Genomic DNA, 23093 nt, shown 5'->3' on the forward strand with positions numbered 1-23093 from the left:
TCCCTCCGCTCGCGCTTAGAAAAATACATCCGCCGCAGTGATGGGCACACGGCCTTTAGGGGTGCGCAGGATCAGGTTGCCTTGCGCGTCCACGTCTTCGAACACACCACGGGTTTCGTCCTTCATGGTGCGCGCGATGATCTCTTCGCCCAAACGCGCGGCATGGGACAACCACGCGGTACGGATGGGGGCAAAACCATAGGTCTGGAACTGGGTTTCCAGCTGCGCGTATTCCGCCGCCAGCGCATCCAGAAAGACCTCGGGCGGGACCACCTTGCCAGTCTCTGCCACGACGGAAACGGGGCGCAGGGCCCCTGCCTCGACCTGATCGGCACCGGGCGCATGGGCAAGGTTCACCCCGATCCCGATGGCCAGAAAATCACCGATGCTTTCCAGCAGGATGCCCGCGACCTTACCGCCATTCAGCAACACGTCGTTGGGCCACTTGAGGGTGAAGGCCCCCTCGTCCCGCGTGGTGGCGACAAAGGCACGGCGCAGGGCAAGCGAGGCGACAAAGCTGCGCAGCGCAGCAGTCGAGGGGCTTTCGGACCGGCGCATCATCAGCGTCGCGGCAAAATTGCCCCGTGGCGTGGCCCAGGACCGACCGCGCCGACCGCGTGCGGCGGTCTGCTCCTGCGCGAGGATCCATGTGGACCCAGTTAGCTCGCTCGCTTGGCGTGCCGCCTCGCTCAGCGTGGAATCGACGCTATCGAAAACCTGCCGCCCATAGCCATCGGGCCAAGACGCGTTTTGCGCCTTGGCCCCCGTTGCTTCCATACCGGAAGCGCCATTGTTCACCGATGTCACCGGCGGATCAGTTGATCAGCGTCGCCGCTGCAGAGATCGCAGCAGTTTCGACGCCAAACATGTTCAGGATACCCACGACCATGATCACGGCAGAGGCAACAACGAACCCCGACAATAGGCTGCTTTTGCCTTCGTCCAGACGGTCATCGCCTTCGGCACCGAAATACATCAGGAAAACGATACGCAGGTAATAATAGGCACCGATGGCCGAGGCGACGGCGCTGGCAACAACCAGCCAGACCAGCCCCGCATCCACACCCGCCTGCCAGACACCCAGCTTGGCGAAGAAGCCCAGCATCGGCGGCACACCAGCAAGCGAGAACAGCAGCACCAGCATCGCCAGCGCCTTACCCGGCGCGCGTTTGGAATACATGTTCAACGCCGAGATATCGGTGACCGGCTGGCCGTCTTTCTCCATCCCGAGGATGAAGGCAAAGGTGCCGATGTTCATGGTCACGTAGATCGCCAGATAGACCAGCATGGATTTGACACCCAGTTCAGTCCCGGCGGCAAGGCCGATCAGCGCATAGCCCATGTGGGCGATCGAGGAATAGGCCATCAGGCGTTTGATGTTGGTCTGACCAATCGCGGCGACGGCACCAAGGAACATGGACAGGACCGACAGCAGCGCGACGATCTGGCTCCAGTCGGCGACAGCATTGCCAAAGGCGTCATGCAGCACGCGGGCAAACAGCGCCATCGCGGCAACCTTGGGGGCTGTGGCGAAGAAAGCTGTAACCGGCGTCGGTGCGCCCTCGTAGACATCGGGCGTCCACATGTGGAACGGCACGGCCGAGACCTTGAACGCCAGACCAGAGACGACAAAGACGATCCCGAACAACAGGCCAATCGATGTCTGCCCTGCGCTCGCAAGGCTCATGACGCCCGCGAACTGCGTGGTGCCGGCGTAGCCATAGACCAGCGACACACCGTAGAGCAGCAAACCAGAGGACAAAGCGCCCAGTACGAAATACTTCAGACCCGCTTCGGTCGATTTCACGCTGTCACGACGCAAAGACGCGACGACATAAAGCGCCAGCGATTGCAGCTCGAGGCCCATGTAAAGGGTCATCAGGTCGCCCGCGCTGACCATCATCATCATGCCGACGACGCTCAGCGCGATCAGCACCGGATATTCAAACCGCAGCAGCCCGCGCTTTTTCATATATGCTTCGGACATCGCCAGCACCGCCGCCGCGCTGAGCAGCATGGTGACTTTGGCAAAACGGGCAAAGCTGTCTTCGACGAACAGACCGTTAAAGGCGATGCGCGTGGTGCCACCGCTGGTCATACCGATCCAGATCGCCAGCAGCGTCATCACGATTGCCGTGGCCCAGACGATCACCCCCGCGGCGGCGTCCTTGTTGGTGTAAACCGCCCCAAGCAGTGCCAGGATCGCGAAAAGCGCCAGCAGGATTTCGGGCAGGATGACATTCAGATCAGCGGAAATCATCGCGCGGTCCTTTATTCTGAGGCCGTCTGGACAGCGGCACCTGCCGCCTCCAGGGCCGTATCATAGCTATCAACTAGGGCGGCAACCGAAGGCCCGATCATGTCGAGCACCAGCGCCGGGTAGACACCCAACAGCAACGTCATTGCCACCAGCGGGGCAAAGATCCAGCGTTCGCGGCGCGACATGTCGGTGATGGTGCGCAGGCTTTCCTTGATCAGATCGCCCATCACCACGCGGCGATAGAGCCACAGCGCATAGGCCGCCGAGAAGATCACCCCGGAGGTGGCTACCGCCGCGACCCAGGTGTTCACCTGGAACGTACCCATCAGCGTCAGGAATTCCCCGACAAAGCCCGATGTCCCCGGCAGACCGACGTTGGCCATGGTGAAGAACATGAACACCAGCGCATAGGCAGGCATCCGGTTCACCAGACCGCCATAGGCGTCAATCTCGCGGGTGTGCATCCGGTCATAGATCACGCCGACACAGAGGAACAACGCAGCCGAGATGAAGCCGTGGCTGATCATCTGGAAGATCGCGCCATCCAGCCCCTGCTGGTTGAAGGTAAAGATACCCATGGTCACGAAACCCATATGCGCGACCGAGGAATAAGCGATCAGCTTTTTCATGTCTTCCTGCACCAGCGCCACCAGTGAGGTATAGACAATCGCGATCGCCGACATCCACAGCACCAGCGGGGCCATCACGTCTGCCCCCACAGGGAACATCGGCACCGAGAAGCGCAGGAAGCCGTAGCCGCCCATTTTCAGCAGGATCGCCGCCAGCACCACGGAACCGGCTGTCGGCGCCTGAACGTGCGCGTCCGGCAACCATGTGTGCACCGGCCACATCGGCATTTTCACCGCGAAGCTGGCAAAGAACGCCAAGAACATCATGGTCTGCAAACCGCCGACCACGGTGATCCCCGCAATCGAGAAGCTGTCGGAGGCAAAGGTATGGGTCAGTAAGCTGACCTCGCATCCGCCAATACAAGTCGTGCCGGCATCCGCGTACATCATCACCATCGCCACCAGCATCAGGACGGACCCGAGGAAGGTATAGAGGAAGAACTTGAACGAAGCGTAAATGCGGTTCGCCCCGCCCCAGATGCCGATGATCAGGAACATCGGGATCAGACCTGCTTCGAAGAAGAGGTAGAAGAGCACCAGATCCAGCGCCATGAACACGCCCAGCATCAGCGTTTCCAGCAGCAGGAAGGCGATCATATATTCCTTGACCCGCGTCTCTACGTTCCAGCTGGCGGCAATGACCAGTGGCATCATAAAGGTGGTCAGCATCACGAAGAGGATCGAAATCCCGTCAACGCCCAGGCGATATTTCAGGCCCATCAGCCACTGCGCCTCGTCGACGAACTGGAACCCGGTGTTGGACGGGTCGAAGTCGAACAGGATGAACAGCGAGATCAGGAAGGTGACCGTCGTCGTGATCAGTGCGAGCCACTTTGCATTGCGCCCCGCTGCGGCGTCATCGCCCCGCAGGAACACAGCCAGAATAAGCGCCGCAAAGCTGGGCATGAAGGTAATGATGGAAAGCAAGTGATGATCCATTAGTGTGCCCCCCCGCTCATCGTCATCCAGGTCACAAGGACCGCGATGCCGATCACCATGGCAAAGGCGTAGGTAAAGATATAGCCGGACTGCGCGCGCCCTGCCAGTCGGGTGAGGAACGGGATGATCCCCATAGCGACACCGTTCAGCGTGCCGTCGATCACATTGCCGTCCCCGCGCTTCCAGAAGAAGCGACCGATAGCCATCGCGGGTTTGACGAAGATCACGTTATAAAGCTCGTCGAAATACCACTTGTTCAGCAAGAACAGATAAAGCGGCCGTTGGTTCGCCGCCAGACGCGACGGCAGGGTCGGGTTCCAGATGTAGAACCACAAGGCCATCACAAGGCCAAAGACCATCGCGATGAACGGGCTGACCTTGACCCATGCCGGTGCGGCGTGGGCGTCGTCCAGAACGTGGTTGTCCGGTGCGATATACAATGCCCCCTCGCCCGGTGCACCGGCGAAGGCGGGACCGTGGTGACCGGCATCGGCACCTTGGCCGTCTTCATCGTGGTCACCTGCGTCGGCGTGGCTGTCTTCCGCCCCTTCAACATGGGTTTCACCACCGGCGGCGATCTCGGCCATGGGGATGCCATAGAACTCGCCCACATCCTCGGCGTGGCCAAAGAAGCTGTTGTACCAGATCATACCCGCAAAGATCGCGCCAAGGCTTAGCACGCCAAGCGGCACCAGCATGACCATCGGGCTTTCATGTGCGTGGTCATGGGTATGCTTGTCGCCGCGCGCCTTGCCAAAGAAGGTCAGGAACATCAGGCGCCAGCTGTAGAAGCTCGTCATCGCAGCCGCGATCACCAGCATCCAGAAGCCATACATGGACCCGCCGCCCCAGGCGCTTTCGATGATCGCATCCTTGGACAGGAAGCCCGCGAAGCCGAAATGCGTCAACGGAATACCGACACCGGTAATGGCCAGCGTACCGATCATCATCGCCCAGAAAGTATAGGGGATTTTCTTACGCAGCGCGCCATAGTTACGCATGTCCTGCTCGTGGTGCATCGCGTGGATCACCGACCCCGCCCCCAAGAACAACATCGCCTTGAAGAACGCGTGGGTGAACAGGTGGAACATCGCGGCAGAATACATGCCAACGCCAGCGGCCACGAACATATACCCAAGCTGCGACATGGTCGAATAGGCGATGACGCGTTTGATGTCGTTCTGCACCAGACCGATGGTCGCGGCGACAAAGGCGGTGGTGGCCCCAAGGAAGGTGACGAATGTCATCGCCTCGGGGGCGACCTCCATCAACGGAGACATGCGGCAGACAAGGAAAACACCGGCCGTCACCATCGTCGCGGCGTGGATCAGCGCCGACACAGGCGTCGGGCCTTCCATCGCATCGGGCAACCATGTGTGCAGGAAGAGCTGCGCCGATTTACCCATCGCACCGATGAACAGCAGGATCGCGATCAGGTTCGCGGCATTCCAGTCGGCCCAAAGGAAACCAACGGTTGTTTCCGCCAGTTCGGGTGTTGCGGCGAAGACATCGTCGAACTTGATCGAGTCGGTCAGATAGAACAGGCCAAAGATACCAAGCGCAAAGCCGAAGTCACCGACACGGTTGACCACAAACGCCTTGATCGCCGCCGCATTCGCCGAGGGCTTCTTATAGTAGAAGCCGATCAGCAGATAGGATGCGACACCCACGCCTTCCCAACCAAAGAACATCTGCACAAGGTTGTCAGATGTCACCAGCATCAGCATCGCGAAGGTGAAGAACGACAGATAGGCGAAGAAACGGGCGCGATAGGGTTCAGCGTCCGAGAAATTCTCGTCATGGGCCATGTAGCCGAAGGAATAGAGGTGCACGAGGCTGGAGACCGTGGTGATCACGATCAGCATGATCGCGGTCAGACGGTCGAGACGGATCGCCCAATCTGTCGACAGGCTGCCGCTTTCGATCCAGCGCAGGATCTGGATGTGCTGTGTTTCACCGTCAAACGAAAGGAAGACGATCCAGCTGAGCAGTGCCGCGAGGAACAGTAGACCCGTTGCCACATATTGGCCGGTCTTCTCCCCGATCAGCTTCCAGCCGAAACCACAGATCAATGCACCGACAAGTGGTGCGAAAAGAATGATCGTTTCCATGATCTTAGCCCTTCATCACGTTGACATCTTCAACCGCGATCGTACCCCGATTGCGGAAGAAGCAGACCAGAATGGCCAGCCCGATTGCGGCCTCTGCCGCAGCGACGGTCAGGACGAACAGCGTGAACACCTGCCCCACCAAATCACCCAGATAATAGGAGAAGGCGACAAAGTTGATGTTCACCGCCAAGAGCATAAGCTCGATCGACATCAACATGATGATGATGTTCTTGCGGTTCAGGAATAGCCCGAAAATGCCAATGACAAACAGCGTCGCCGCTACTGTCAGGTAATGTTCAATTCCGATCATGTCGTCCCTCGGTTCTTTTGCCCGTTTCAGGCGTTCTTTAGTTCTTGTCGCGGGATGTTTCCATCCCGATCCCGTCGCACCTAGAAAATGCTGTAGCCGCCCACGACCACGATCAAAACGACGACAAGCACCACAATTGTATTACGTGACATGGATCACATCCTTGATTGGGCAGGCCGCCTAAAGGCCCTGCCCGGGTTTCACATCATTCAGTTTCATCGCCAGCTTCGGATCGCGCATCATCTGATCTACCACGTTCTGGCGTTTCACATCCGCACGGTGGCGCAGCGTCAGAACAATCGCCCCGATCATCGCGACCAGCAGGATCAGACCCGACAGCTGGAACAGCAGGAAGTATTGATCATAAAGGATCAGGCCCAATGCGGCGGTATTATGCACCTCGTCGGTGATCACCTGCGTGCGCAGCCCCTCGGCGGCAGAGTTCGCATCCCATGCGCCGAACGCCATCACGAATTGCATCAGGATCACCAGACCGATCAGCAGGGCCAGCGGCATATAGCGCGCCATTTCGGCCTTGAGCTCGGCGAAGTCGACATCAAGCATCATGACAACGAACAGGAACAGCACCGCGACCGCGCCAACATAGACAATGATCAGCAGCATCGCGACGAATTCGGCGTTGAGCAGCACGAAAAGCCCCGCCGCGCTGAGGAAGGACAGGATCAACCACAGCACCGAATGCACGGGGTTGCGGCTGATCACAGTGAACAGCCCGCCAGCGATCACGCTGATCGCGAAGAGGTAAAATGCGAAAACGCTCATGCGTCACCTTCCTTGTCATCCAAAACACCCTGCGCGATTTCCATTGCGCGGGTCATGGCAGGGATGCCGGCGAAAACCGCCATCTGCCCGATCGTCTCTATCACTTGCTGCTTGTGGGCCCCTGCCTCTACCGCGTGGATCACGGCCTGACGCAGCGCCACGTCATTCTGGGCACCCTGCATGGTCAGCCCCGAAATCGTCAGCAACATCCGTGTTTTGGCATCCAACCCGTTGGGGTTCATGGTATTGCCAAAAAACGTTTCCATCATGTCTTTGGGCATCTTGCCCATCATCGCCTCGAACCCTTTGGGGGAAAACGCATCCATTGCAGGAAAGGCTTTGGCCATATCCTGCATCTGACGCATCATCTCTTCAAAAGGGTTCTGGCTGTCGGTCATCGGTACGGCGCGTCCAGTTCGAGGTTGCGCGCGATTTCAGCTTCCCAGCGTTCACCGTTGTCCAGCAGCTTGGCCTTGTCATAGAACAGCTCTTCGCGGGTCTCGGTCGAGAATTCAAAGTTCGGCCCCTCGACAATCGCGTCAACCGGACAGGCTTCCTGACAGAAACCGCAGTAGATGCATTTGGTCATGTCGATGTCATAGCGCGTGGTGCGGCGGCTGCCGTCATCGCGCGGTTCCGCGTCGATGGTGATCGCCTGCGCCGGGCACACCGCTTCGCACAGTTTGCACGCGATGCAACGCTCTTCCCCGTTGGGATAGCGGCGCAGGGCGTGTTCACCACGGAACCGAGGGCTCAGCGGGCCCTTTTCATGCGGGTAGTTGATCGTCGCCTTGGGCTTGAACATATACTTAATGCCCAGCTTCAAGCCGTGATAGAAATCCTGCAGCAGGAAGTATTTCGCGTGACGGGTATAGTCGGTGTTAGCCATATCAGCCCCCTACTGTCCAACGGGCATAGATACCCCAGAACCAATCGAATTTCGCGGCGAAGGATACGAAGACAACCCAGAACAGGCTGAATGGCAGGAACACTTTCCATCCCAGACGCATCAGCTGGTCATAGCGGTACCGCGGGGTGATCGCCTTGACCAACGAGAAGAAGAAGAACACCAGCCCCATCTTGGCGACCATCCAGAAGATGCCGTCCGGCAGGCCGGGGATCGGCGACAGCCAACCGCCAAAGAACATCAGCGAGATCAGCGCGCACATCAGCACCACGGCGACCAGTTCACCGATCATGAACAGCAAGAAGGGCGTGGAGGAATATTCGACCTGATACCCGGCAACCAGTTCCGATTCCGCTTCGGGAAGGTCAAACGGCGGGCGGTTGGTTTCGGCCAGCGCCGAGATAAAGAACAGGATCAGCATCGGGAAGTGCGGCAGCCAGTACCAGTTCAGCAGACCGTAGTCGCCGCTTTGCGACAGCACGATGTCCCCAAAGTTCAACGAGCCAGAGCTGATGACGACGCCGATGATGATCAGACCGATCGACACCTCGTAAGAGATCATCTGCGCGGCAGAGCGCAGCGAGCCCAGAAACGGGTATTTGGAGTTTGACGCCCACCCGCCCATGATCACGCCATAGACTTCAAGCGACGAGATCGCGAAGACATAAAGGATCGCGACATTGATGTTCGACAGAACCCAACCGTCGTTGAACGGGATCACCGCCCAGGCGACCAGCGCCATAACCAATGTGACCATCGGAGCCATGAAGAACACGGCGCGGTCCGCACCAGCGGGCACGACCACCTCTTTGACGATGTATTTCGCGAAATCCGCAAAGGATTGCAGCAGACCGTAGATGCCTACAACGTTCGGGCCGCGGCGCAGCTGTACCGACGCCCAGATTTTCCGGTCGGCGTACATCAGGAACGCAAGGGCAAGAAGCAGGGGAATCACAACAAGGAAAATCTGGCCAATAATCAGCAGGATCGTCCCCAGCGTGGTGTTGAAAAAGAAGTCAGCCATAGGTCCTCACACCGTCGGTATGCCTTTTTCCATGCAGTTCTGCACGGTCACTTCAGCATCTATTGTCTTCAAGCCCGCAGGCAGGCTCGGCGAGATGGTGTAAACAGCATCTGCGTGCCAGACACCACCCTCGATCTCAACATTTGTACGCACGTGGCGGGCAAAACCAAAGCCCCGGATCAAAGTATAGCGCGCCGCGGCGCATTCCGCGTATTCCGCTACATTCTCGGATGACTGCGCTTTGGTCATCGCCACGTCGAACTGGACAAGATCCCCGTCCAGCAGTTTGGTTTCAACACCGCGATACTCGGGAATGAAATCTTCGGCCATGGGCGCTTGCGTCTCGCAGGCACCCAGAACCAAAGGCAACATCATCCCCAAAATCCTCACTCCGCCGCCAGTGGTTTTTCGCGGCGGGCTTTGGCGTTGGCCGAAAGCTCTGCCATCAACTGGCTGGCGCGGGCGATGGGGTTGGACAGGTAGAAATCGGCAATCGCAAAGCGCAACGGGCTGTCGCCCAGATCGCCTATGGCCACCGGCTGCCAGTCGTTTTCCGCGACCTGATCAATATTCCCCAGATGCGGGACATCAGCGACCAGCGCCTTGCGCAATGCTGCAAGCGAATCGAACGGCAGCTTGGCGTCCAACTCGGCACTCAGCGCGCGCAGGATGGCCCAGTTTTCCTTGGCCTGACCGGGAGCAAAGCTGGCGCGCGCGGCAAGCTGCGGACGGCCTTCGGTATTGACGAACAAACCGCCCTCTTCCGTATAGGCGGCACCGGGCAGGATGATATCGGCACGGTGCGCGCCGCGATCCCCGTGCGAGCCTTGATAGATCACGAAGGGGCCGGCAGGAATGTCGCCCTCATCGGCGCCAAGGTTATAGATCACATCGGCGGCCAGCACATCGATGATGCCATTTTCAGCAACGGCACCGACGTCCATCGCACCCACACGGGATGCGGCAGTGTGCAAGACCATGAAGCCGGATTGCGTCGCCTCGGCCAGCGCCATGGCAGCGGCCAGAACCTCTGCCCCGTCTTCGCGCGCCAAGGCCCCCATGCCCACAACGATGACCGAGGATTTCTCGGCGATGTCGGCGTGGTCCTTTTTCAGCAGGTCATTCAGCAGCGACGGGCTGTCGCCCAGATGATCGTAATCGTAGGTCAGATCGACCGCAGGGCCCATCAGCGCCACATCCGCGCCACGGGTCCATGCCTTGCGGATACGGGCGTTCAGCACCGGTGCTTCCACCGCGGGGTTCGCGCCGATCAGCATCACGGCTTGCGCGTGATCCAGATCTTCGACCGTAGCGGTCCCGACATAGCCCGACCGGTTGCCCGCAGGCAGCTTCGCGCCATCGGTCCGGCATTCGACAACGCCGCCCTGCCCCTCGATCAGTTGTTTCAACGCATATGTCGCCTCGACCGAGGCAAGGTCACCGATCAGACCGGCGACAGTCTTACCCTTCATCGCAGCAGCGGCAGCGGCCAATGCTTCGGGCCAGTCAGCTTTGCGCAATTTACCGTTTTCACGAATATAGGGCGTGTCCAGACGCTGGCGGCGCAGTCCGTCCCAGACGAAACGGGTTTTATCGGAAATCCATTCCTCGTTCACGCCATCATGGTTGCGCGGCAAGAAGCGCATGACTTCGCGGCCTTTGGTATCCACACGGATGTTCGACCCAAGCGCATCCATCACGTCGATCGATTCGGTCTTTGACAGTTCCCACGGCCGTGCGGTGAAAGCATAGGGTTTCGAGACCAGCGCCCCCACGGGGCACAGATCAATGATATTGCCCTGCAGGTTCGAATCGAGCGTCTGCCCTAGATAGGCTGTAATCTCGGCATCTTCACCACGGCCGGTCTGGCCCATCTGGTGAATGCCCGCGACCTCGGTGGTGAAGCGCACACAACGGGTGCAGGAAATGCAGCGCGTCATATGGGTTTCGACCAATGGACCCAGATCCAGGTCTTCGGTCGCGCGTTTCGGCTCGCGGTAGCGGCTGAAGTCGACGCCGTAGGCCATCGCCTGATCCTGAAGGTCACACTCGCCACCCTGATCGCAGATCGGGCAATCCAGCGGGTGGTTGATCAGCAGGAACTCCATGACCCCCTCGCGGGCCTTTTTAACCATGGGCGAATTGGTTTTGACGACAGGCGGCTGGCCCTCTGGGCCAGGACGCAAGTCGCGCACCTGCATGGCGCAGGACGCCGCAGGCTTAGGTGGGCCGCCCACGACCTCCACAAGACACATCCGGCAGTTACCGGCAATCGACAGACGTTCATGGTAACAGAAACGCGGAATTTCCACCCCTGCTTCCTCGCACGCCTGAATGAGCGTCATCGCCCCTTCGACTTCGACTTCCTTGCCGTCAATGATGATCTTGCGGGTATCGCTCATATGCTTATTTCGCTCTCAGTAACGAACCGATCCGGCTCGATTTTTGGATTTCTGCACGCCCTAACGCACAATAGCTTTGCGGGTCCGAAGTATCGACCCCCTTCGCCTTTAAATATGCGGCCCCACGGGCCTTCATGCGCGCCTTTTCAGCATCGCTTTTGCGGTAAGCGTCAATTTCGTCCGACGTATAGCCCAAAGATGTCGCCGTATTGTGCACATTGTTCAAATAGCTGAGTGCGCGGATCATACGGGCCGAGATATCGGGGCATTCTTTGCGAATCCGGTCGGCCAGTCCAAGATCAAGCAGCGCATCATCAACAGCCGGTACATCACGCAGCGGCGGCTTTGCGGCGACAGGGCTGGCCATCAGGGCCACGGTTGTTACGGCGATCAATACGTTACGCATCTTACTCTCCTCATGTAGCGGGGCGGACTGCCCCTTGCTACACATGGGAACTGACCCCGATGTTATTCAATAACATCTCCGGATCAGCCATTTGCCAGCGGTATGTCGCGCAAACGATCAGGAAGGGCAAGCCCCCTGAAACGTCAAAGCGTCGTCCACAAGGCGCAAATTCTCGGGCGGGGTGTCCGGCCCCACGACCCATTTGATATCCGAACTGCCATAGTTGGTCACACAATAAACCGTCGCTTCATAGCGCGCCGCTTCGCGGGCACCGTTGATCGACTGAGACGCATTGCGCACCCGCAGGGTAAAGACATCGCGTTGCCCGTCAACTTTGCTCAGCTTGGTGCGGAAATATTTACCATCAAAGGCCAGACGGTCTTCGCGGGCGGTACAGCCGGCCAAGACCGCGGCCGTTATACAAAATAGAACAATCTGCTTCATCTTCCCTCACTCTGCCGGTGTGGCCGGACCCGTCTTTTTGTGCAGCCCCCTGCCCGATCAACGGGTGAAAGCTATCGTTCTTCAGTCGTGCCTCAGAAGGCTGCGAAAATCGCCAGGACCGCCAAGGCCAGAATACAAACCAGCCCCAGCATAAAGAACAGCGACCGCATCGGCTGGTTGGTCGTCCCGATATGCACCACGGCCATCGCGACCCGCACCGCTACGAACAGCGCCGCAAAGAGGTTCACCCAGAACACAGGCGCGCCAAGCAGCACCGCCGCAAGTGTCGATGCCAGAAACGGGCCCGACGCCTCTATCGCGTTCATGAACGCGCGTTCGCGGCGATAGACCACATCGTCGTAGTTCCGCTTGGGCTTGCCGCAATCGCAGCGCCCCTCTGGCGTGCGCCCCATGGTAGAGAGCGCGCCGAGGACACTGATCAGAATGGCCCAAAAAGCCAAAGCAGTCAGCGCGTGGCTATAGGCGGCAAAGCTTTCCATCAAAGCTTACTCCGCCGCGACGGCGCTGACGCGGCCGGTGCGTTTGTGCTTGATGCGATCCTCGATCTCGTCGCGGAAGTGACGGATCAGACCCTGAATGGGCCAAGCCGCCGCATCCCCAAGAGCGCAGATCGTGTGGCCTTCGACCTGCTTGGTCACGTCGAGCAGCATGTCGATCTCTTCGGGCTCCGCATCGCCGCGCACCAAACGGTCCATCACGCGCATCATCCAGCCCGTGCCTTCGCGGCATGGCGTACACTGACCACAGGATTCGTGCTTGTAGAACTTCGCCAGACGCCAGATCGCCTTGATCACATCGGTGGAGTTATCCATCACGATGACCGCAGCCGTCCCCAGGCCCGAGCGTTGTTCGCGCAGATAGTCGAAATCCATGATCGCGTCGCGCATCTGCGCACCGGGGATCATCGGCACAGACGACCCGCCGGGGATCACAGCCTTGAGGTTGTCCCAGCCGCCACGGATACCGCCGCAATGCTTTTCGATCAGTTCTTCAAAGGTGATGCTCATCGCTTCTTCGACGACGCAAGGATTATTCACATGGCCAGAGATCGCAAACAACTTGGTGCCTGCGTTGTTCGGACGGCCAAAGCTTGAAAACCATTCAGGACCGCGACGCAGGATCGTTGGGACCACCGCGATGGATTCCACGTTGTTCACCGTGGTCGGGCAGCCATAAAGACCGGCCCCCGCAGGGAACGGCGGCTTCATCCGCGGCATGCCTTTCTTGCCTTCAAGGCTTTCCAGCAGCGCGGTTTCCTCGCCACAGATATAGGCACCTGCCCCGTGGTGCAGATAGATGTCGAAATCATAGCCGGATTTGCAGGCGTTCTTGCCCACAAGACCCGCGTCATAGGCCTCGTCAATCGCGGCTTGCAGCGCTTCGCGCTCGCGGATGTATTCGCCGCGGATGTAGATGTAGCAAGCGTTGGCGTTCATCGCGAAGCTTGCGATCAGGCAGCCCTCGATCAGCGTGTGCGGATCGTGGCGCATGATCTCGCGGTCCTTGCAGGTGCCGGGCTCGGATTCATCGGCGTTCACTACCAGATAGCTGGGGCGACCGTCGCTTTCCTTGGGCATGAAGGACCACTTCAGACCGGTGGGGAAGCCCGCACCGCCACGGCCCCGCAGCCCCGAGGCTTTCATCTGGTCGATGATCCAGTCGCGCCCGTTCTTGAGGATGCCCGCCGTGCCATCCCAATGGCCACGCGCCTGCGCGCCTTTCAGCGTGCGGTCGTGCATACCGTAGATATTGGTAAAGATGCGGTCTTGATCCTGAAGCATGAAGCTAACCTTTATGTGTCACGGCTGGCCGCGCGGGCCCGCCTCATCTGATATATATTGACCATCGCCCAGATCAGGGCTGCCAGCGCGGCAAAGTCGAACAGCAGCGCATAGCGTCCGGGCAAGCCGAACTGCGGCGCAAGCCATTGCGCCGCGATCCAAAGCAACATGGTGCCGGCAATGACAAGGCCGACCATCCGGCCCTTACGGGCCAGCGCGATTTCTTCCTTATCTGTCATTACACGGCATCCATGTCAGGCTCAGGTCTTTTTACTGCGCGTGGAGAATTCGGTCTCTCCACCGGAGGCGAGGGTTTTGGCCTGCGCCATCCAGTCATCACGTTGAATACGGCCTTTGAACCGCACGCGGGCATCAACCCAAGCGACTTCAGCCGCGGTCCATTTGGCGATCTGATCAAAGTGATAGATCCCCAGCTCATTCAGCGTTTGTTCAAGTTTCGGCCCTACCCCACTGATAAGCTTGAGGTTATCGGCACCGCCGGCGCGCGGCTGGTCTAGCGTTTCGGGGCTGCTTTCCACAGTACCCGCCGGAATATCCGCGATCCCCGAACGGGTCGAGGTAGCCCCCTTGACGGTGGCCGGTGCCTGCGGTGTTTCAGCCGGCGTCGGTTCCGGGATAGAGGCGACAGGTTCCGCCGACGCTTCTGCTGCGGGCGCAGGAGCCGGAGCCGCCTTGGCCTGTGCAGGCTCGGCTGCGGGGGCTTCGTATTTGTAGCTGCCCTTGCGCGCAGCGAGTTCCTCTTGACCCTTCAGCTTGGCCGTGGGCTTGATCCCCGAGAAAGCGGCGGGTTCGTCTTTGGCCGCCGGCGAGGTGCCCGCTGTCGCCTCTGACGCGGCACCGCCGACATCGGCCTCGGCCTGACCGCCGGTCGTGTCTTCGGGGCGAGTCTCTACCGTTTCGGTAGCAGCGGGTTCCGCCTCCAGCGTCGGCTCAGGCTCTACCTCGGCGTCGCTGGTTGGTGCGGCGCTGGCCGCCTGAGTTGTGGCCGCCGTTGCAGGGGCCGCAGCCGCCGCAGGAGTGCTGGCTGTCTGCATAGGCTCATCCCCAAGCGACCCGCACATGAGTATGGACAGGACCACAAAGGTCACAAGCCCCAGTATGATCCCGAGGAACAGGGAGGCGATAAAGCCCCAGCCGAAAACCAGCCAAAATAGCAACGCGAGGACAAGGCCGACCCCGGCCCCCCACCGCATGCAACCGCGTTTGCATTGCTCTTTTTGCGTCAAATCAGTCATGTCCGTCCCTTCGTTCGCCATTCAAGATGATCTATTATGTGTTATAGATACCATCTTTTGTGGCGCGCGACGAGAATTCTGTTTCTTCACCAGCAGCAAGCTTTTTCGCCTGCTCGACCCAGTTGTCGCGGGTCACGCGGCCCTTGAAACCTTCGAGGTTCTGATCCACCCAGGATACCTCGTTCGGGCCCCAGTCAGCGATCTGGCTAAAGTGGTAAAAGCCCATCTTGTTCACCAGCGCTTCGAGCTTGGGACCGATGCCCTTGATCATCTTGAGGTCATCCGCCGCGCCGCCTTCGGGGGCATCCAGCGTCTTGGGCTTGGTGGCCGCAGCATCCGCATTGGCCTCGGCAGACTTCGCAACCGATGCTTTTTTGGTGCCCGCGGTAGAGGCTTTGGGCGCAGGGGCCGGATCGCCGGGTGCGACGCTGCCTGCTTCGGGTTTGCCCACAGCTTCGGTGCCGTCAGCCTCCCCCGGTGCTTCGGAGCGTTGATCCGAGGCATCGCCCACGTCACGTGGTGCGTCTTCCTCTGCGGCGGTACGACCGCCTTGGGCACCGTCAGGACCTTCGGGTGGCATATTGTCATCCCGCGCAACAGGCTGTTCCTTGTCGGAACCGGCGCTGTCTGCACCATCTTTACCCTGCCAGGGCGCTGTCAACGGCACTTCGGTACCATCGATGCGCTTGAGCGTATCTCCGATGTCCACGGCCAGTTGTGCGCTGGCGTTATATTGTGTCTTGCCGCTGTCGTGATCGGTCAGGCTGGTCAGCCCGGACAGCGGTTCAGAGGCATAGCGCCCGTTCTGCGGGCCGGGCACAGGCACCTGCCCCGCCGCCATCTCGTCGATCATGGCGCGGAAGCCGTCGACGGTCAGATCTTCGTAATAGTCCTTGCCGATCTGCGCCATGGGCGCGTTCGAACAGGCGCCCAGACATTCGACTTCTTCCCACGAGAATTTGCCGTCTGCGCTGATCTGATGTGCCTTGGGCGCGATGCGCTCCTTGCAGACCTCGATCAGGTCTTCAGCACCGCAGATCATGCAGGATGTCGTGCCGCAAATCTGGAAATGCGCGACCTCGCCCACAGGCTGAAGCTGGAACATAAAGTAGAATGTCGCGACTTCGAGCCCGCGGATATAGGCCATGCCCAGCATTTCCGAGACATGTTCGATTGCAGGGCGGCTCAGCCAGCCTTCCTGTTCCTGCGCACGCCACAGCAAAGGGATGATCGCGCTGGCCTGACGGCCTTCGGGGTATTTCGTGATCTGCGCTTCGGCCCAGGCCTGGTTGGCAGGGGTGAAGGCAAAGCTTGTCGGTTGGTCAGGGTGCAAACGGCGCAGCATCAGATCAGGCTTTCGTTCTTGCGGAAACGGCGGGCGCCTCCGGCGGGAGTTTATTTGGCAAAATGAAGAGGACCCGGCTCAACGGTCGACCTCTCCGAAAACGATGTCCATGGTGCCGATGATCGCCGCGACATCCGCCAGCTGATGCCCCTTGGCGATGTAATCCATCGCTTGCAGGTGCAGGTAGCCGGGCGCACGCAGTTTGGCACGGTAGGGTTTGTTCGATCCATCGGCCACAAGGTAGACGCCGAATTCGCCCTTTGGGGCCTCGACCGCGCAATAGACTTCGCCGGCGGGGACGTGGAACCCTTCGGTGTAGAGCTTGAAGTGGTGGATCAGGCTTTCCATGTCGGTTTTCATCGCGGTCCGGCTGGGGGGCGTGATCTTGCCCCGCGCCAATACATCGCCCTGCCCTTCGGGCGCGCGCAGCTTCTCGATGGCTTGCTGGATGATGTAGGTGGACTGGCGCATTTCTTCCATCCGGACGAGGTAGCGGTCATAGCAATCGCCGTTCACGCCAGTCGGGATCTGGAAGTCGAATTCATCGTAGCATTCATAGGGCTGCGCCCGGCGCAGATCCCACGCCAGGCCAGAGCCGCGGACCATCACGCCCGAGAAGCCCCAATCCTGGATGTCCTGTTCAGACACGATGCCGATGTCAGCGTTACGTTGTTTGAAGATCCGGTTTTCTGTCAGCAGCTGATCAACGTCGACCATGAAGCCCGACAGGAACTTGTGGGTCCATGCCTCGATATCATCAAGCAGCGCGGGCGGCAGATCCTGGTGGACCCCGCCGGGGCGGAAATAGGCCGCGTGCAGACGGGCACCGCAGGCGCGTTCGTAGAAGATCATCAGATCTTCGCGTTCTTCAAAGCCCCAGAGCGGCGGTGTCAGCGCGCCCACGTCCATCGCCTGTGTGGTGACGTTCAGCAGGTGTGACAGGATGCGGCCAATTTCGGAATAGAGCACGCGGATCAGCGAGGCGCGACGGGGCACTTCGACACCGGTCAGCTTTTCGATAGCCAGACACCAGGCGTGTTCCTGGTTCATCGGGGCCACGTAATCGAGCCGGTCGAAATACGGCAAGTTCTGCAGGTAGGTGCGGCTTTCCATCAGCTTTTCGGTGCCACGGTGCAGCAGGCCGATGTGCGGATCGCAACGTTCGACGATCTCGCCGTCGAGTTCGAGAACCAGACGCAGAACCCCGTGCGCCGCAGGGTGTTGCGGGCCGAAGTTGATGTTGAAGTTGCGGATCTTCTGCTCGCCGGTCAGGGCGTCTTCGAAACCTTTGGTGCCGTCCATCATTTACGCTCCAGCTCGGTCAGTTTGACGCCCATCCACCACAGAAGGGCGACGGTGCCCAAAGGCACGATACAGGCAACAGACCAGTATTTATTGATCCCGAAAAACGGCAACAGCTTGACCATCGGGATGATTGTGAGGGCAGAGAGTATGAACCACCACATGCCCCCCATTATTTTGCCTCCGGCTTTTCATCGCCCGGCAGAATATATTCGGCCCCTTCCCAAGGCGACATAAAGTCGAACTGGCGATATTCCTGAACGAGGCTCACGGGTTCATAGACCACGCGCTTTTCCGTCTCGTCATAGCGGACTTCGGTATAGCCGGTGGTTGGGAAATCCTTGCGCAGCGGGTAGCCGCGGAACCCGTAGTCGGTCAGCAGGCGACGCAGGTCGGGGTGGCCGGCAAAGATGATGCCGAACATGTCAAAGACCTCGCGTTCGAACCAGTTGGCCGACGGGTGGATATCGACGATCGAGGGGACCATATCCTCTTCGCGCGCGACGACGCGCAAGCGGATGCGCTGGTTCTGGTACATCGACAGGAAATGATAGACGACATCAAAGCGTTTGGCGCGGCCCGGGTAATCCACCGCGGTGATATCCACCAACGAGGAGAAACGGCAGGTCGCGTCGCTTTTGATAAACTCCACCAGACCGGGCAGATTGGCCTGGGTGACATCCATGTTCAGCTCGTCAAAGGCGATATCCCAGCCGAGGATACAGTCGGGGCGTTTCGCTTCGATATACGCGCCAAGTTCGTTCAGTTGTTCTGACATATCAGCCCCTTAGCGAACAATTGTGCCGGTGCGGCGGATTTTGCGCTGCAGCTGCATGATACCATAAAGCAACGCCTCTGCCGTGGGCGGGCAGCCGGGCACGTAGACATCCACAGGCACGACACGGTCACAGCCGCGCACCACGGAATAGCTGTAGTGGTAATAGCCGCCGCCATTGGCGCAAGACCCCATAGAGATCACATAGCGCGGTTCCGGCATCTGGTCATAGACCTTGCGCAGGGCCGGTGCCATCTTGTTGGTCAGCGTGCCCGCAACAATCATCAGGTCGGACTGACGCGGAGACGCGCGTGGCGCGGTGCCAAAACGTTCCAGATCGTAGCGCGGCATCGAGGTGTGCATCATCTCGACGGCGCAGCAGGCCAGACCAAAAGTCATCCAGTGCAGCGAGCCAGTACGGGCCCAGTTGATGATGTCTTCGGTCGAGGTCAGCAGGAAGCCTTTGTCCTGCAGTTCCTTGTTCAGGTTCTGGGTGGCCACATCGCGGTCCATCCCGGCCACATTGGCCCCGGCGGCTGCTACTGCCATTCCAGTGCTCCCTTTTTCCACTCATATGCAAAGCCGGCGGTCAGCACGGCAAGAAAGACCATCATCGACCAGAAACCGGCCATGCTCACGTCCTGAAAGGCCACGGCCCAGGGGAAGAGGAAAGCAATTTCGAGGTCAAAGATGATGAACAGGATCGACACGAGGTAGAACCGCACGTCAAATTTCATCCGGGCGTCGTCAAAGGCGTTGAAACCGCATTCATAGGCCGACACTTTTTCAGGGTCCGGGTTGCGCACGGCCAGCACCACGGCGGCCAGGATCAAAACAATGCCAAGGACAATCGCCACGGCTAGAAAAAGTAGGATCGGCAGGTATTCCCGCATCATGTCGTCCAAGGGGAAGCTCCTTTTGCGTATGCGACGCGCCACGCGCCCTGTCAGCCAAACGGCACTATTGGCTTTGGTCGGTTTACTCCGCTGTCCGGTCAGGGTCAACCGAGCCCGCCATATTTGCGTCATCCTGTCGTGGGGCGCGGCACACCCTGCCCGCGCCCGCCGGATTGGCGCTATTTTTCCAGCAGATCGCGGCTCTCGCGCCAGCTGTGCTGCGGCGCGAAGCCTAGCAGGTCACGCGCCTTTTCGATGCTGTAGAATGTCTCGAACTGGCCCATATCGCGGGTCTGGCGCACGTCTTTATAGTAGCGATCAATCAAGTCAGACGTTTGTGCGGCGACAGAGGTGTCGGCGTTAGCCACATTGAACACCTCGTACCCCAAGCCGTCGACCTCGAGACAGCGTTGCACCATCTGCCCCAGATCGCGGACATCGATATAGGCGAAGATATTGCGCCGCCGTTGATCGGGGTCGTGAATGAAGCCGGGGAAAAGGCTGGCGTATTCATGCGGTTCGATCACGTTGTTGATTCTCAACCCGTAGATATCCGCCCCCGCGCGCGCCTGAAAGCTGCGCGCCGTCGCCTCGTTACAGACTTTGGACATGGCATAGCTGTCTTCGGGCACGGTCGGGTGCTCTTCATCGACGGGGATATAGTCGGGCTTACGCTCCCCCTGGGCAAAGCAGATGCCATAGGTCGTCTCGGATGAGGCAAAGATGATCTTGGGCACCCCCGCCTTCACGGCAGCATCGATGACATGATAGGTGCCAAGCGTATTGACCCGAAACACCTCCGTATCCGACGTGATCAGGATGCGCGGCACGGCGGCGAAATGCACAACGGCGTCAAACCCCTGCACGCCGGCGCCCTCATCCAGTTCGCCCAGATTCATCAGACTATGCATCACATCATGCATCTGGCCCGCATCGGTGATATCGGCAATGCGGTTGTCAACGCCGGGGTGATCCAGCGGCTGCTGGTCCACGTTCAACACCTGATGCCCCTGATCCATCAGATAGGGGATCACATGCCGCCCCGCCTTGCCGCTGCCGCCGGTGAATAGAATACGCATGGGGGCCCCTCTCGCCGTTGATTTCGTGGCAAATCCTAGAGCCTTGCCGCCCCGCTTCAACCCGTAACCCAGGCCGCCTTGCGCTTGTCGAAGAAGGCACCGATTCCCTCGGCCGCCTCTTCGGTTTCCCAGCGGTCGGCCAATGCGGCGATGGTATGGTCCACGACCTGCGCGTCGATCCGCGGCCCCAGATCCCGCGCGAGCTGTTTCGCCGCAGCCACGGCCCCCGGCGCACAGGACAGATAGGGCACGACCTCGGCCTCGATCGCAGCGTCCAGCGCATCCGCCGGCACGGCACGGGCCAGCAACCCCAGATCAACCGCCTCTGCCGCGTCAAACAGACGGGCCGACATGAACACCCGCCGCGCGCGCCCCTCGCCCATACGGGCCAGCACATAGGGGCCGATGGTGGCCGGAATGATCCCCAGCCGCGTCTCGGTGAACCCCATCTTCAACGTATCAACCCCGATCGCCACGTCACAGACCGAGGCCATGCCGACACCGCCACCAAAGGCATTCCCCTGCACCCGACCGATCAAGGGCTTGGGCAGCGTGTTCAGCGCGCCCAGCATCGTGGCCAGCTTGCCTGCCTCGGCCGAGCGTGTCGGCCCATCCATATCGCGCTGCGCCTGCATCCAACCCAGATCACCGCCCGCGCAAAAGCTTTTGCCCGCGCCGGTCAGCACCACGACCCGCACAGCGTCATCAGCGGCCAAGGCGGCGGCGGCCCCGGTCAGCTCCGCGATCATCTGCGCGGACATGGCGTTGTGCTTTTCCTCGCGCGCCAACGTCAACGTCGCGACCCCGCGCGCGTCGGTCTCCAGCTTCAGTGTCTCGTACATCATCCTGCCCTCATCCGCCGCGCCATCTCGGCGGCTTCCTCGATCACCGCCTGATCCAACCCGGTGTCATAGCCAAGCGCCATCAGATGCGCGTTGACCTTTTCCGTAGCAACATTGCCCGCAGCCCCCGGCGCATAGGGGCACCCCCCCAAGCCGCCTACGGCGGCATCGAACACCCGCACGCCCATGGACACGGATGCATCGATGTTGTCCATCGCCCGCCCGTTGGTGTCATGGTAATGCCCGGCCAAACGCCCCACGGGCACCACATCGCGCACCGCCAGCAACATGCGCGCAATCGTATCCGGTGTGCCCGCCCCGATGGTGTCGCCAAGCGAGACCTCATAGCAGCCCATAGAGAAAAGACGATCCGCCACTTCCGCCACCTTGGATGGCGCGACCGCCCCGTCATAGGGGCATTCCACCACGCAAGAGACATAGCCCCGCACTGGCATATCGACATGGCGTGCCTGCTCCAGGATCGGCGCGAAACGCTCGAACGCCTCCTCGATGCTGGCGTTGATATTCTTCTGACTGAACCCCTCGCTGGCCGAGGCGAACACCGCGATCTCTCCCGCTTTGGCCGCGACCGCATCCTCGTAGCCCCGCATATTCGGCGTCAGCGCGGCATAACGCACCCCCTCGACCCGAGCAATCCCGCCCAGAACCTCACCCGATCCGGCCATCTGCGGCACCCATTTGGGGCTGACAAAGCTCGCCACCTCGATCCGGGAAAACCCCGCACGGCTCAGCAGGTCGACCAGCGCGATCTTCTCCGACACCGGAATTTCGCGCGCCTCGTTTTGCAGCCCGTCCCGTGGACCGACCTCGAATATCTCGCAGACCCCTTTATCCATAACGCCCCCTCCCCTTCATTTTGCCAAATAAACTCACCTGCGTGACGGTAGCATCACTCGACCGGCCACGGGTCATAAAACGTCCGGTCAAACAACGGCACATCTTTGGGCAGCGACAGCTGGAACGCCTCGCGGTCGGTGATGCGCGCATACCAGGCCGCCACATTGGGGTGATTGTCGAGCTTGGCGAAATGCTGCGCCATATAGACCGCCTGCCCCACGTTCACATCCGCCGCCGTGAAACCGCTCATCAAAAGATAATCCTGTGACAGTATCCCGCCGCCCAAACGCGCCTCGATCGCGTCGTAACACTTCATCAAACGCGCGGCTTCCAGCTTCATCACGATGGGGCTGCGCATGGAATCATCGCGCAGCGCCACATGCTGCTGGGTCAGCGCGGCACAATGCTGCGATACCGTCTCGGCAAAGTGGATCCACACCAACCACGCCATGCGATCCGGCACCCCCGGCATCCGCCCCAAACGATCAGGGCTGAACCGTTCGCAAAGGTATTCCGCGATGGCGCCTGTCTCGAACATGCGCTCCCCGTCGATCTCGAGTGAGGGCACACGCCCCGCCGGCGAAATTGCCAGATAGCCCGGATCACGCAGGGACTTGTCGAAGGCGTGGATCGACACCTCGAAGGGCACCTCCAGCTCTTGCAGCAACCAAAGGGTGCGCATGGAACGGGTCTGTTCGACGTGGTGCAGGGTAATCATGGTGC

Annotated in this window: 27 protein-coding genes; all 27 read right to left on the reverse strand. The window is 60.0% G+C overall.

The genetic code is table 11. The features are described from left to right. Positions 1-15: 15 nt before the first annotated feature. Positions 16-777: a biotin--[acetyl-CoA-carboxylase] ligase gene (locus tag C1J04_RS11255; RefSeq protein WP_114865364.1), complete on the reverse strand. Its 762-nt coding sequence runs from the start codon at positions 775-777 to the stop codon at positions 16-18. Between the two features lie 37 nt (positions 778-814). Then, on the reverse strand, positions 815-2260 hold the full coding sequence (nuoN, locus tag C1J04_RS11260; protein WP_005853955.1) for an NADH-quinone oxidoreductase subunit NuoN: 1446 nt from the start codon (positions 2258-2260) through the stop codon (positions 815-817). Positions 2261-2271: 11 nt separating this feature from the next. Next, positions 2272-3828 carry an NADH-quinone oxidoreductase subunit M gene (locus tag C1J04_RS11265; RefSeq protein ID WP_009824853.1) on the reverse strand — a complete coding sequence of 519 codons (1557 nt, stop codon included), beginning with the start codon at positions 3826-3828 and terminating at the stop codon, positions 2272-2274. Next, positions 3828-5939 carry an NADH-quinone oxidoreductase subunit L gene (gene nuoL, locus C1J04_RS11270; protein ID WP_009824854.1) on the reverse strand — a complete coding sequence of 704 codons (2112 nt, stop codon included), beginning with the start codon at positions 5937-5939 and terminating at the stop codon, positions 3828-3830. The genes C1J04_RS11265 and nuoL overlap by 1 nt, the downstream gene beginning before the upstream one ends. A gap of 4 nt (positions 5940-5943) precedes the next feature. Then, positions 5944-6249: an NADH-quinone oxidoreductase subunit NuoK gene (gene nuoK / locus C1J04_RS11275; RefSeq protein ID WP_005853964.1), complete on the reverse strand. Its 306-nt coding sequence runs from the start codon at positions 6247-6249 to the stop codon at positions 5944-5946. A gap of 180 nt (positions 6250-6429) precedes the next feature. Beyond that, entirely contained in the window at positions 6430-7032 is a 603-nt protein-coding gene (locus tag C1J04_RS11280; protein ID WP_005853967.1) for an NADH-quinone oxidoreductase subunit J, read from the reverse strand. After that, positions 7029-7430, reverse strand: coding sequence for a carboxymuconolactone decarboxylase family protein (locus tag C1J04_RS11285; RefSeq protein WP_005853969.1), 402 nt, complete (start codon positions 7428-7430; stop codon positions 7029-7031). Before C1J04_RS11285 ends, C1J04_RS11280 begins: the two co-directional genes overlap by 4 nt. Next, positions 7427-7921, reverse strand: a complete 495-nt coding sequence (gene nuoI, locus C1J04_RS11290) for an NADH-quinone oxidoreductase subunit NuoI (protein WP_009824856.1) — start codon at positions 7919-7921, stop codon at positions 7427-7429. The genes C1J04_RS11285 and nuoI overlap by 4 nt, the downstream gene beginning before the upstream one ends. 1 nt (position 7922) lies before the next feature. Beyond that, the gene (nuoH, locus tag C1J04_RS11295; protein ID WP_005853973.1) at positions 7923-8963 is read right to left on the reverse strand and encodes an NADH-quinone oxidoreductase subunit NuoH; all 1041 of its coding nucleotides are present in this window, start codon (positions 8961-8963) and stop codon (positions 7923-7925) included. A 6-nt stretch (positions 8964-8969) separates the two neighbouring features. Continuing rightward, a complete protein-coding gene (locus C1J04_RS11300; RefSeq protein WP_005853975.1) occupies positions 8970-9338 on the reverse strand; it encodes a hypothetical protein in 369 nt (122 codons plus the stop codon). 11 nt (positions 9339-9349) lie between these two features. Further along, positions 9350-11365: an NADH-quinone oxidoreductase subunit NuoG gene (gene nuoG / locus C1J04_RS11305; protein ID WP_009824857.1), complete on the reverse strand. Its 2016-nt coding sequence runs from the start codon at positions 11363-11365 to the stop codon at positions 9350-9352. Between the two features lie 4 nt (positions 11366-11369). Then, a complete protein-coding gene (locus C1J04_RS11310) occupies positions 11370-11732 on the reverse strand; it encodes a DUF5333 domain-containing protein (protein WP_254655184.1) in 363 nt (120 codons plus the stop codon). 156 nt (positions 11733-11888) lie between these two features. Then, a complete protein-coding gene (locus C1J04_RS11315; RefSeq protein ID WP_005853981.1) occupies positions 11889-12215 on the reverse strand; it encodes a hypothetical protein in 327 nt (108 codons plus the stop codon). 92 nt (positions 12216-12307) lie between these two features. Beyond that, positions 12308-12715, reverse strand: coding sequence for an MAPEG family protein (locus C1J04_RS11320; RefSeq protein WP_009824860.1), 408 nt, complete (start codon positions 12713-12715; stop codon positions 12308-12310). Positions 12716-12721: 6 nt separating this feature from the next. Next, on the reverse strand, positions 12722-14017 hold the full coding sequence (gene nuoF, locus C1J04_RS11325) for an NADH-quinone oxidoreductase subunit NuoF (RefSeq protein WP_009824861.1): 1296 nt from the start codon (positions 14015-14017) through the stop codon (positions 12722-12724). Positions 14018-14028: 11 nt separating this feature from the next. Then, positions 14029-14256, reverse strand: a complete 228-nt coding sequence (locus tag C1J04_RS11330; RefSeq protein WP_005853987.1) for a DUF5337 domain-containing protein — start codon at positions 14254-14256, stop codon at positions 14029-14031. A 21-nt stretch (positions 14257-14277) separates the two neighbouring features. Continuing rightward, positions 14278-15294 (reverse strand): endonuclease, encoded by a 1017-nt coding sequence (locus C1J04_RS11335; protein WP_009824862.1) that lies wholly within the window; start codon positions 15292-15294, stop codon positions 14278-14280. Between the two features lie 13 nt (positions 15295-15307). Beyond that, entirely contained in the window at positions 15308-16618 is a 1311-nt protein-coding gene (locus tag C1J04_RS11340) for an NADH-quinone oxidoreductase subunit E (protein ID WP_005853991.1), read from the reverse strand. A 78-nt stretch (positions 16619-16696) separates the two neighbouring features. Further along, the gene (locus tag C1J04_RS11345; RefSeq protein WP_009824863.1) at positions 16697-17920 is read right to left on the reverse strand and encodes an NADH-quinone oxidoreductase subunit D; all 1224 of its coding nucleotides are present in this window, start codon (positions 17918-17920) and stop codon (positions 16697-16699) included. Next, entirely contained in the window at positions 17920-18084 is a 165-nt protein-coding gene (locus C1J04_RS19345; protein WP_005853995.1) for a hypothetical protein, read from the reverse strand. The genes C1J04_RS11345 and C1J04_RS19345 overlap by 1 nt, the downstream gene beginning before the upstream one ends. Positions 18085-18092: 8 nt before the next feature. Continuing rightward, a complete protein-coding gene (locus C1J04_RS11350; protein ID WP_009824865.1) occupies positions 18093-18698 on the reverse strand; it encodes an NADH-quinone oxidoreductase subunit C in 606 nt (201 codons plus the stop codon). Positions 18699-18707: 9 nt separating this feature from the next. Continuing rightward, the gene (locus C1J04_RS11355) at positions 18708-19244 is read right to left on the reverse strand and encodes a NuoB/complex I 20 kDa subunit family protein (protein WP_005853998.1); all 537 of its coding nucleotides are present in this window, start codon (positions 19242-19244) and stop codon (positions 18708-18710) included. Then, positions 19235-19600, reverse strand: a complete 366-nt coding sequence (locus C1J04_RS11360; protein WP_005854000.1) for an NADH-quinone oxidoreductase subunit A — start codon at positions 19598-19600, stop codon at positions 19235-19237. The genes C1J04_RS11355 and C1J04_RS11360 overlap by 10 nt, the downstream gene beginning before the upstream one ends. A 170-nt stretch (positions 19601-19770) precedes the next feature. Continuing rightward, positions 19771-20670 carry an NAD-dependent epimerase/dehydratase family protein gene (locus C1J04_RS11365; RefSeq protein WP_009824866.1) on the reverse strand — a complete coding sequence of 300 codons (900 nt, stop codon included), beginning with the start codon at positions 20668-20670 and terminating at the stop codon, positions 19771-19773. A 56-nt stretch (positions 20671-20726) separates the two neighbouring features. Continuing rightward, positions 20727-21512 (reverse strand): crotonase/enoyl-CoA hydratase family protein, encoded by a 786-nt coding sequence (locus C1J04_RS11370; protein WP_009824867.1) that lies wholly within the window; start codon positions 21510-21512, stop codon positions 20727-20729. Then, complete coding sequence (locus tag C1J04_RS11375; protein ID WP_009824868.1) at positions 21512-22369, reverse strand: hydroxymethylglutaryl-CoA lyase; 858 nt, start codon at positions 22367-22369, stop codon at positions 21512-21514. The genes C1J04_RS11370 and C1J04_RS11375 overlap by 1 nt, the downstream gene beginning before the upstream one ends. A 53-nt stretch (positions 22370-22422) precedes the next feature. Beyond that, the gene (locus tag C1J04_RS11380; RefSeq protein WP_009824869.1) at positions 22423-23088 is read right to left on the reverse strand and encodes a glutathione S-transferase family protein; all 666 of its coding nucleotides are present in this window, start codon (positions 23086-23088) and stop codon (positions 22423-22425) included. Positions 23089-23093: the final 5 nt, after the last annotated feature.

It is taken from the genome of Sulfitobacter sp. SK025 (genome assembly GCF_003352105.1).
GTDB lineage: Bacteria > Pseudomonadota > Alphaproteobacteria > Rhodobacterales > Rhodobacteraceae > Sulfitobacter > Sulfitobacter pontiacus.

Bases quoted from the DNA above. Each gene is read 5' to 3' on its own strand.
- C1J04_RS11345 (WP_009824863.1), bottom strand. From the start codon at position 17,920: ATGGACGGCACCAAAGGTTTCGAAGACGCCCTGACCGGCGAGCAGAAG.
- C1J04_RS11330 (WP_005853987.1), bottom strand. From the start codon at position 14,256: ATGACAGATAAGGAAGAAATCGCGCTGGCCCGTAAGGGCCGGATGGTC.
- C1J04_RS19345 (WP_005853995.1), bottom strand. From the start codon at position 18,084: ATGTGGTGGTTCATACTCTCTGCCCTCACAATCATCCCGATGGTCAAG.
- C1J04_RS11370 (WP_009824867.1), bottom strand. From the start codon at position 21,512: ATGTACGAGACACTGAAGCTGGAGACCGACGCGCGCGGGGTCGCGACG.
- C1J04_RS11300 (WP_005853975.1), bottom strand. From the start codon at position 9,338: ATGATGTTGCCTTTGGTTCTGGGTGCCTGCGAGACGCAAGCGCCCATG.
- C1J04_RS11340 (WP_005853991.1), bottom strand. From the start codon at position 16,618: ATGCTGCGCCGTTTGCACCCTGACCAACCGACAAGCTTTGCCTTCACC.
- C1J04_RS11310 (WP_254655184.1), bottom strand. From the start codon at position 11,732: ATGGCCAGCCCTGTCGCCGCAAAGCCGCCGCTGCGTGATGTACCGGCT.
- C1J04_RS11255 (WP_114865364.1), bottom strand. From the start codon at position 777: ATGGAAGCAACGGGGGCCAAGGCGCAAAACGCGTCTTGGCCCGATGGC.
- C1J04_RS11315 (WP_005853981.1), bottom strand. From the start codon at position 12,215: ATGAAGCAGATTGTTCTATTTTGTATAACGGCCGCGGTCTTGGCCGGC.
- nuoN (WP_005853955.1), bottom strand. From the start codon at position 2,260: ATGATTTCCGCTGATCTGAATGTCATCCTGCCCGAAATCCTGCTGGCG.
- C1J04_RS11350 (WP_009824865.1), bottom strand. From the start codon at position 18,698: ATGTCAGAACAACTGAACGAACTTGGCGCGTATATCGAAGCGAAACGC.
- C1J04_RS11375 (WP_009824868.1), bottom strand. From the start codon at position 22,369: ATGGATAAAGGGGTCTGCGAGATATTCGAGGTCGGTCCACGGGACGGG.
- nuoF (WP_009824861.1), bottom strand. From the start codon at position 14,017: ATGCTTCAGGATCAAGACCGCATCTTTACCAATATCTACGGTATGCAC.
- C1J04_RS11380 (WP_009824869.1), bottom strand. From the start codon at position 23,088: ATGATTACCCTGCACCACGTCGAACAGACCCGTTCCATGCGCACCCTT.
- C1J04_RS11280 (WP_005853967.1), bottom strand. From the start codon at position 7,032: ATGAGCGTTTTCGCATTTTACCTCTTCGCGATCAGCGTGATCGCTGGC.
- nuoL (WP_009824854.1), bottom strand. From the start codon at position 5,939: ATGGAAACGATCATTCTTTTCGCACCACTTGTCGGTGCATTGATCTGT.
- nuoI (WP_009824856.1), bottom strand. From the start codon at position 7,921: ATGGCTAACACCGACTATACCCGTCACGCGAAATACTTCCTGCTGCAG.
- nuoG (WP_009824857.1), bottom strand. From the start codon at position 11,365: ATGAGCGATACCCGCAAGATCATCATTGACGGCAAGGAAGTCGAAGTC.
- C1J04_RS11320 (WP_009824860.1), bottom strand. From the start codon at position 12,715: ATGGAAAGCTTTGCCGCCTATAGCCACGCGCTGACTGCTTTGGCTTTT.
- C1J04_RS11265 (WP_009824853.1), bottom strand. From the start codon at position 3,828: ATGGATCATCACTTGCTTTCCATCATTACCTTCATGCCCAGCTTTGCG.
- nuoK (WP_005853964.1), bottom strand. From the start codon at position 6,249: ATGATCGGAATTGAACATTACCTGACAGTAGCGGCGACGCTGTTTGTC.
- C1J04_RS11355 (WP_005853998.1), bottom strand. From the start codon at position 19,244: ATGGCAGTAGCAGCCGCCGGGGCCAATGTGGCCGGGATGGACCGCGAT.
- C1J04_RS11285 (WP_005853969.1), bottom strand. From the start codon at position 7,430: ATGACCGACAGCCAGAACCCTTTTGAAGAGATGATGCGTCAGATGCAG.
- C1J04_RS11335 (WP_009824862.1), bottom strand. From the start codon at position 15,294: ATGGCGAACGAAGGGACGGACATGACTGATTTGACGCAAAAAGAGCAA.
- C1J04_RS11365 (WP_009824866.1), bottom strand. From the start codon at position 20,670: ATGCGTATTCTATTCACCGGCGGCAGCGGCAAGGCGGGGCGGCATGTG.
- nuoH (WP_005853973.1), bottom strand. From the start codon at position 8,963: ATGGCTGACTTCTTTTTCAACACCACGCTGGGGACGATCCTGCTGATT.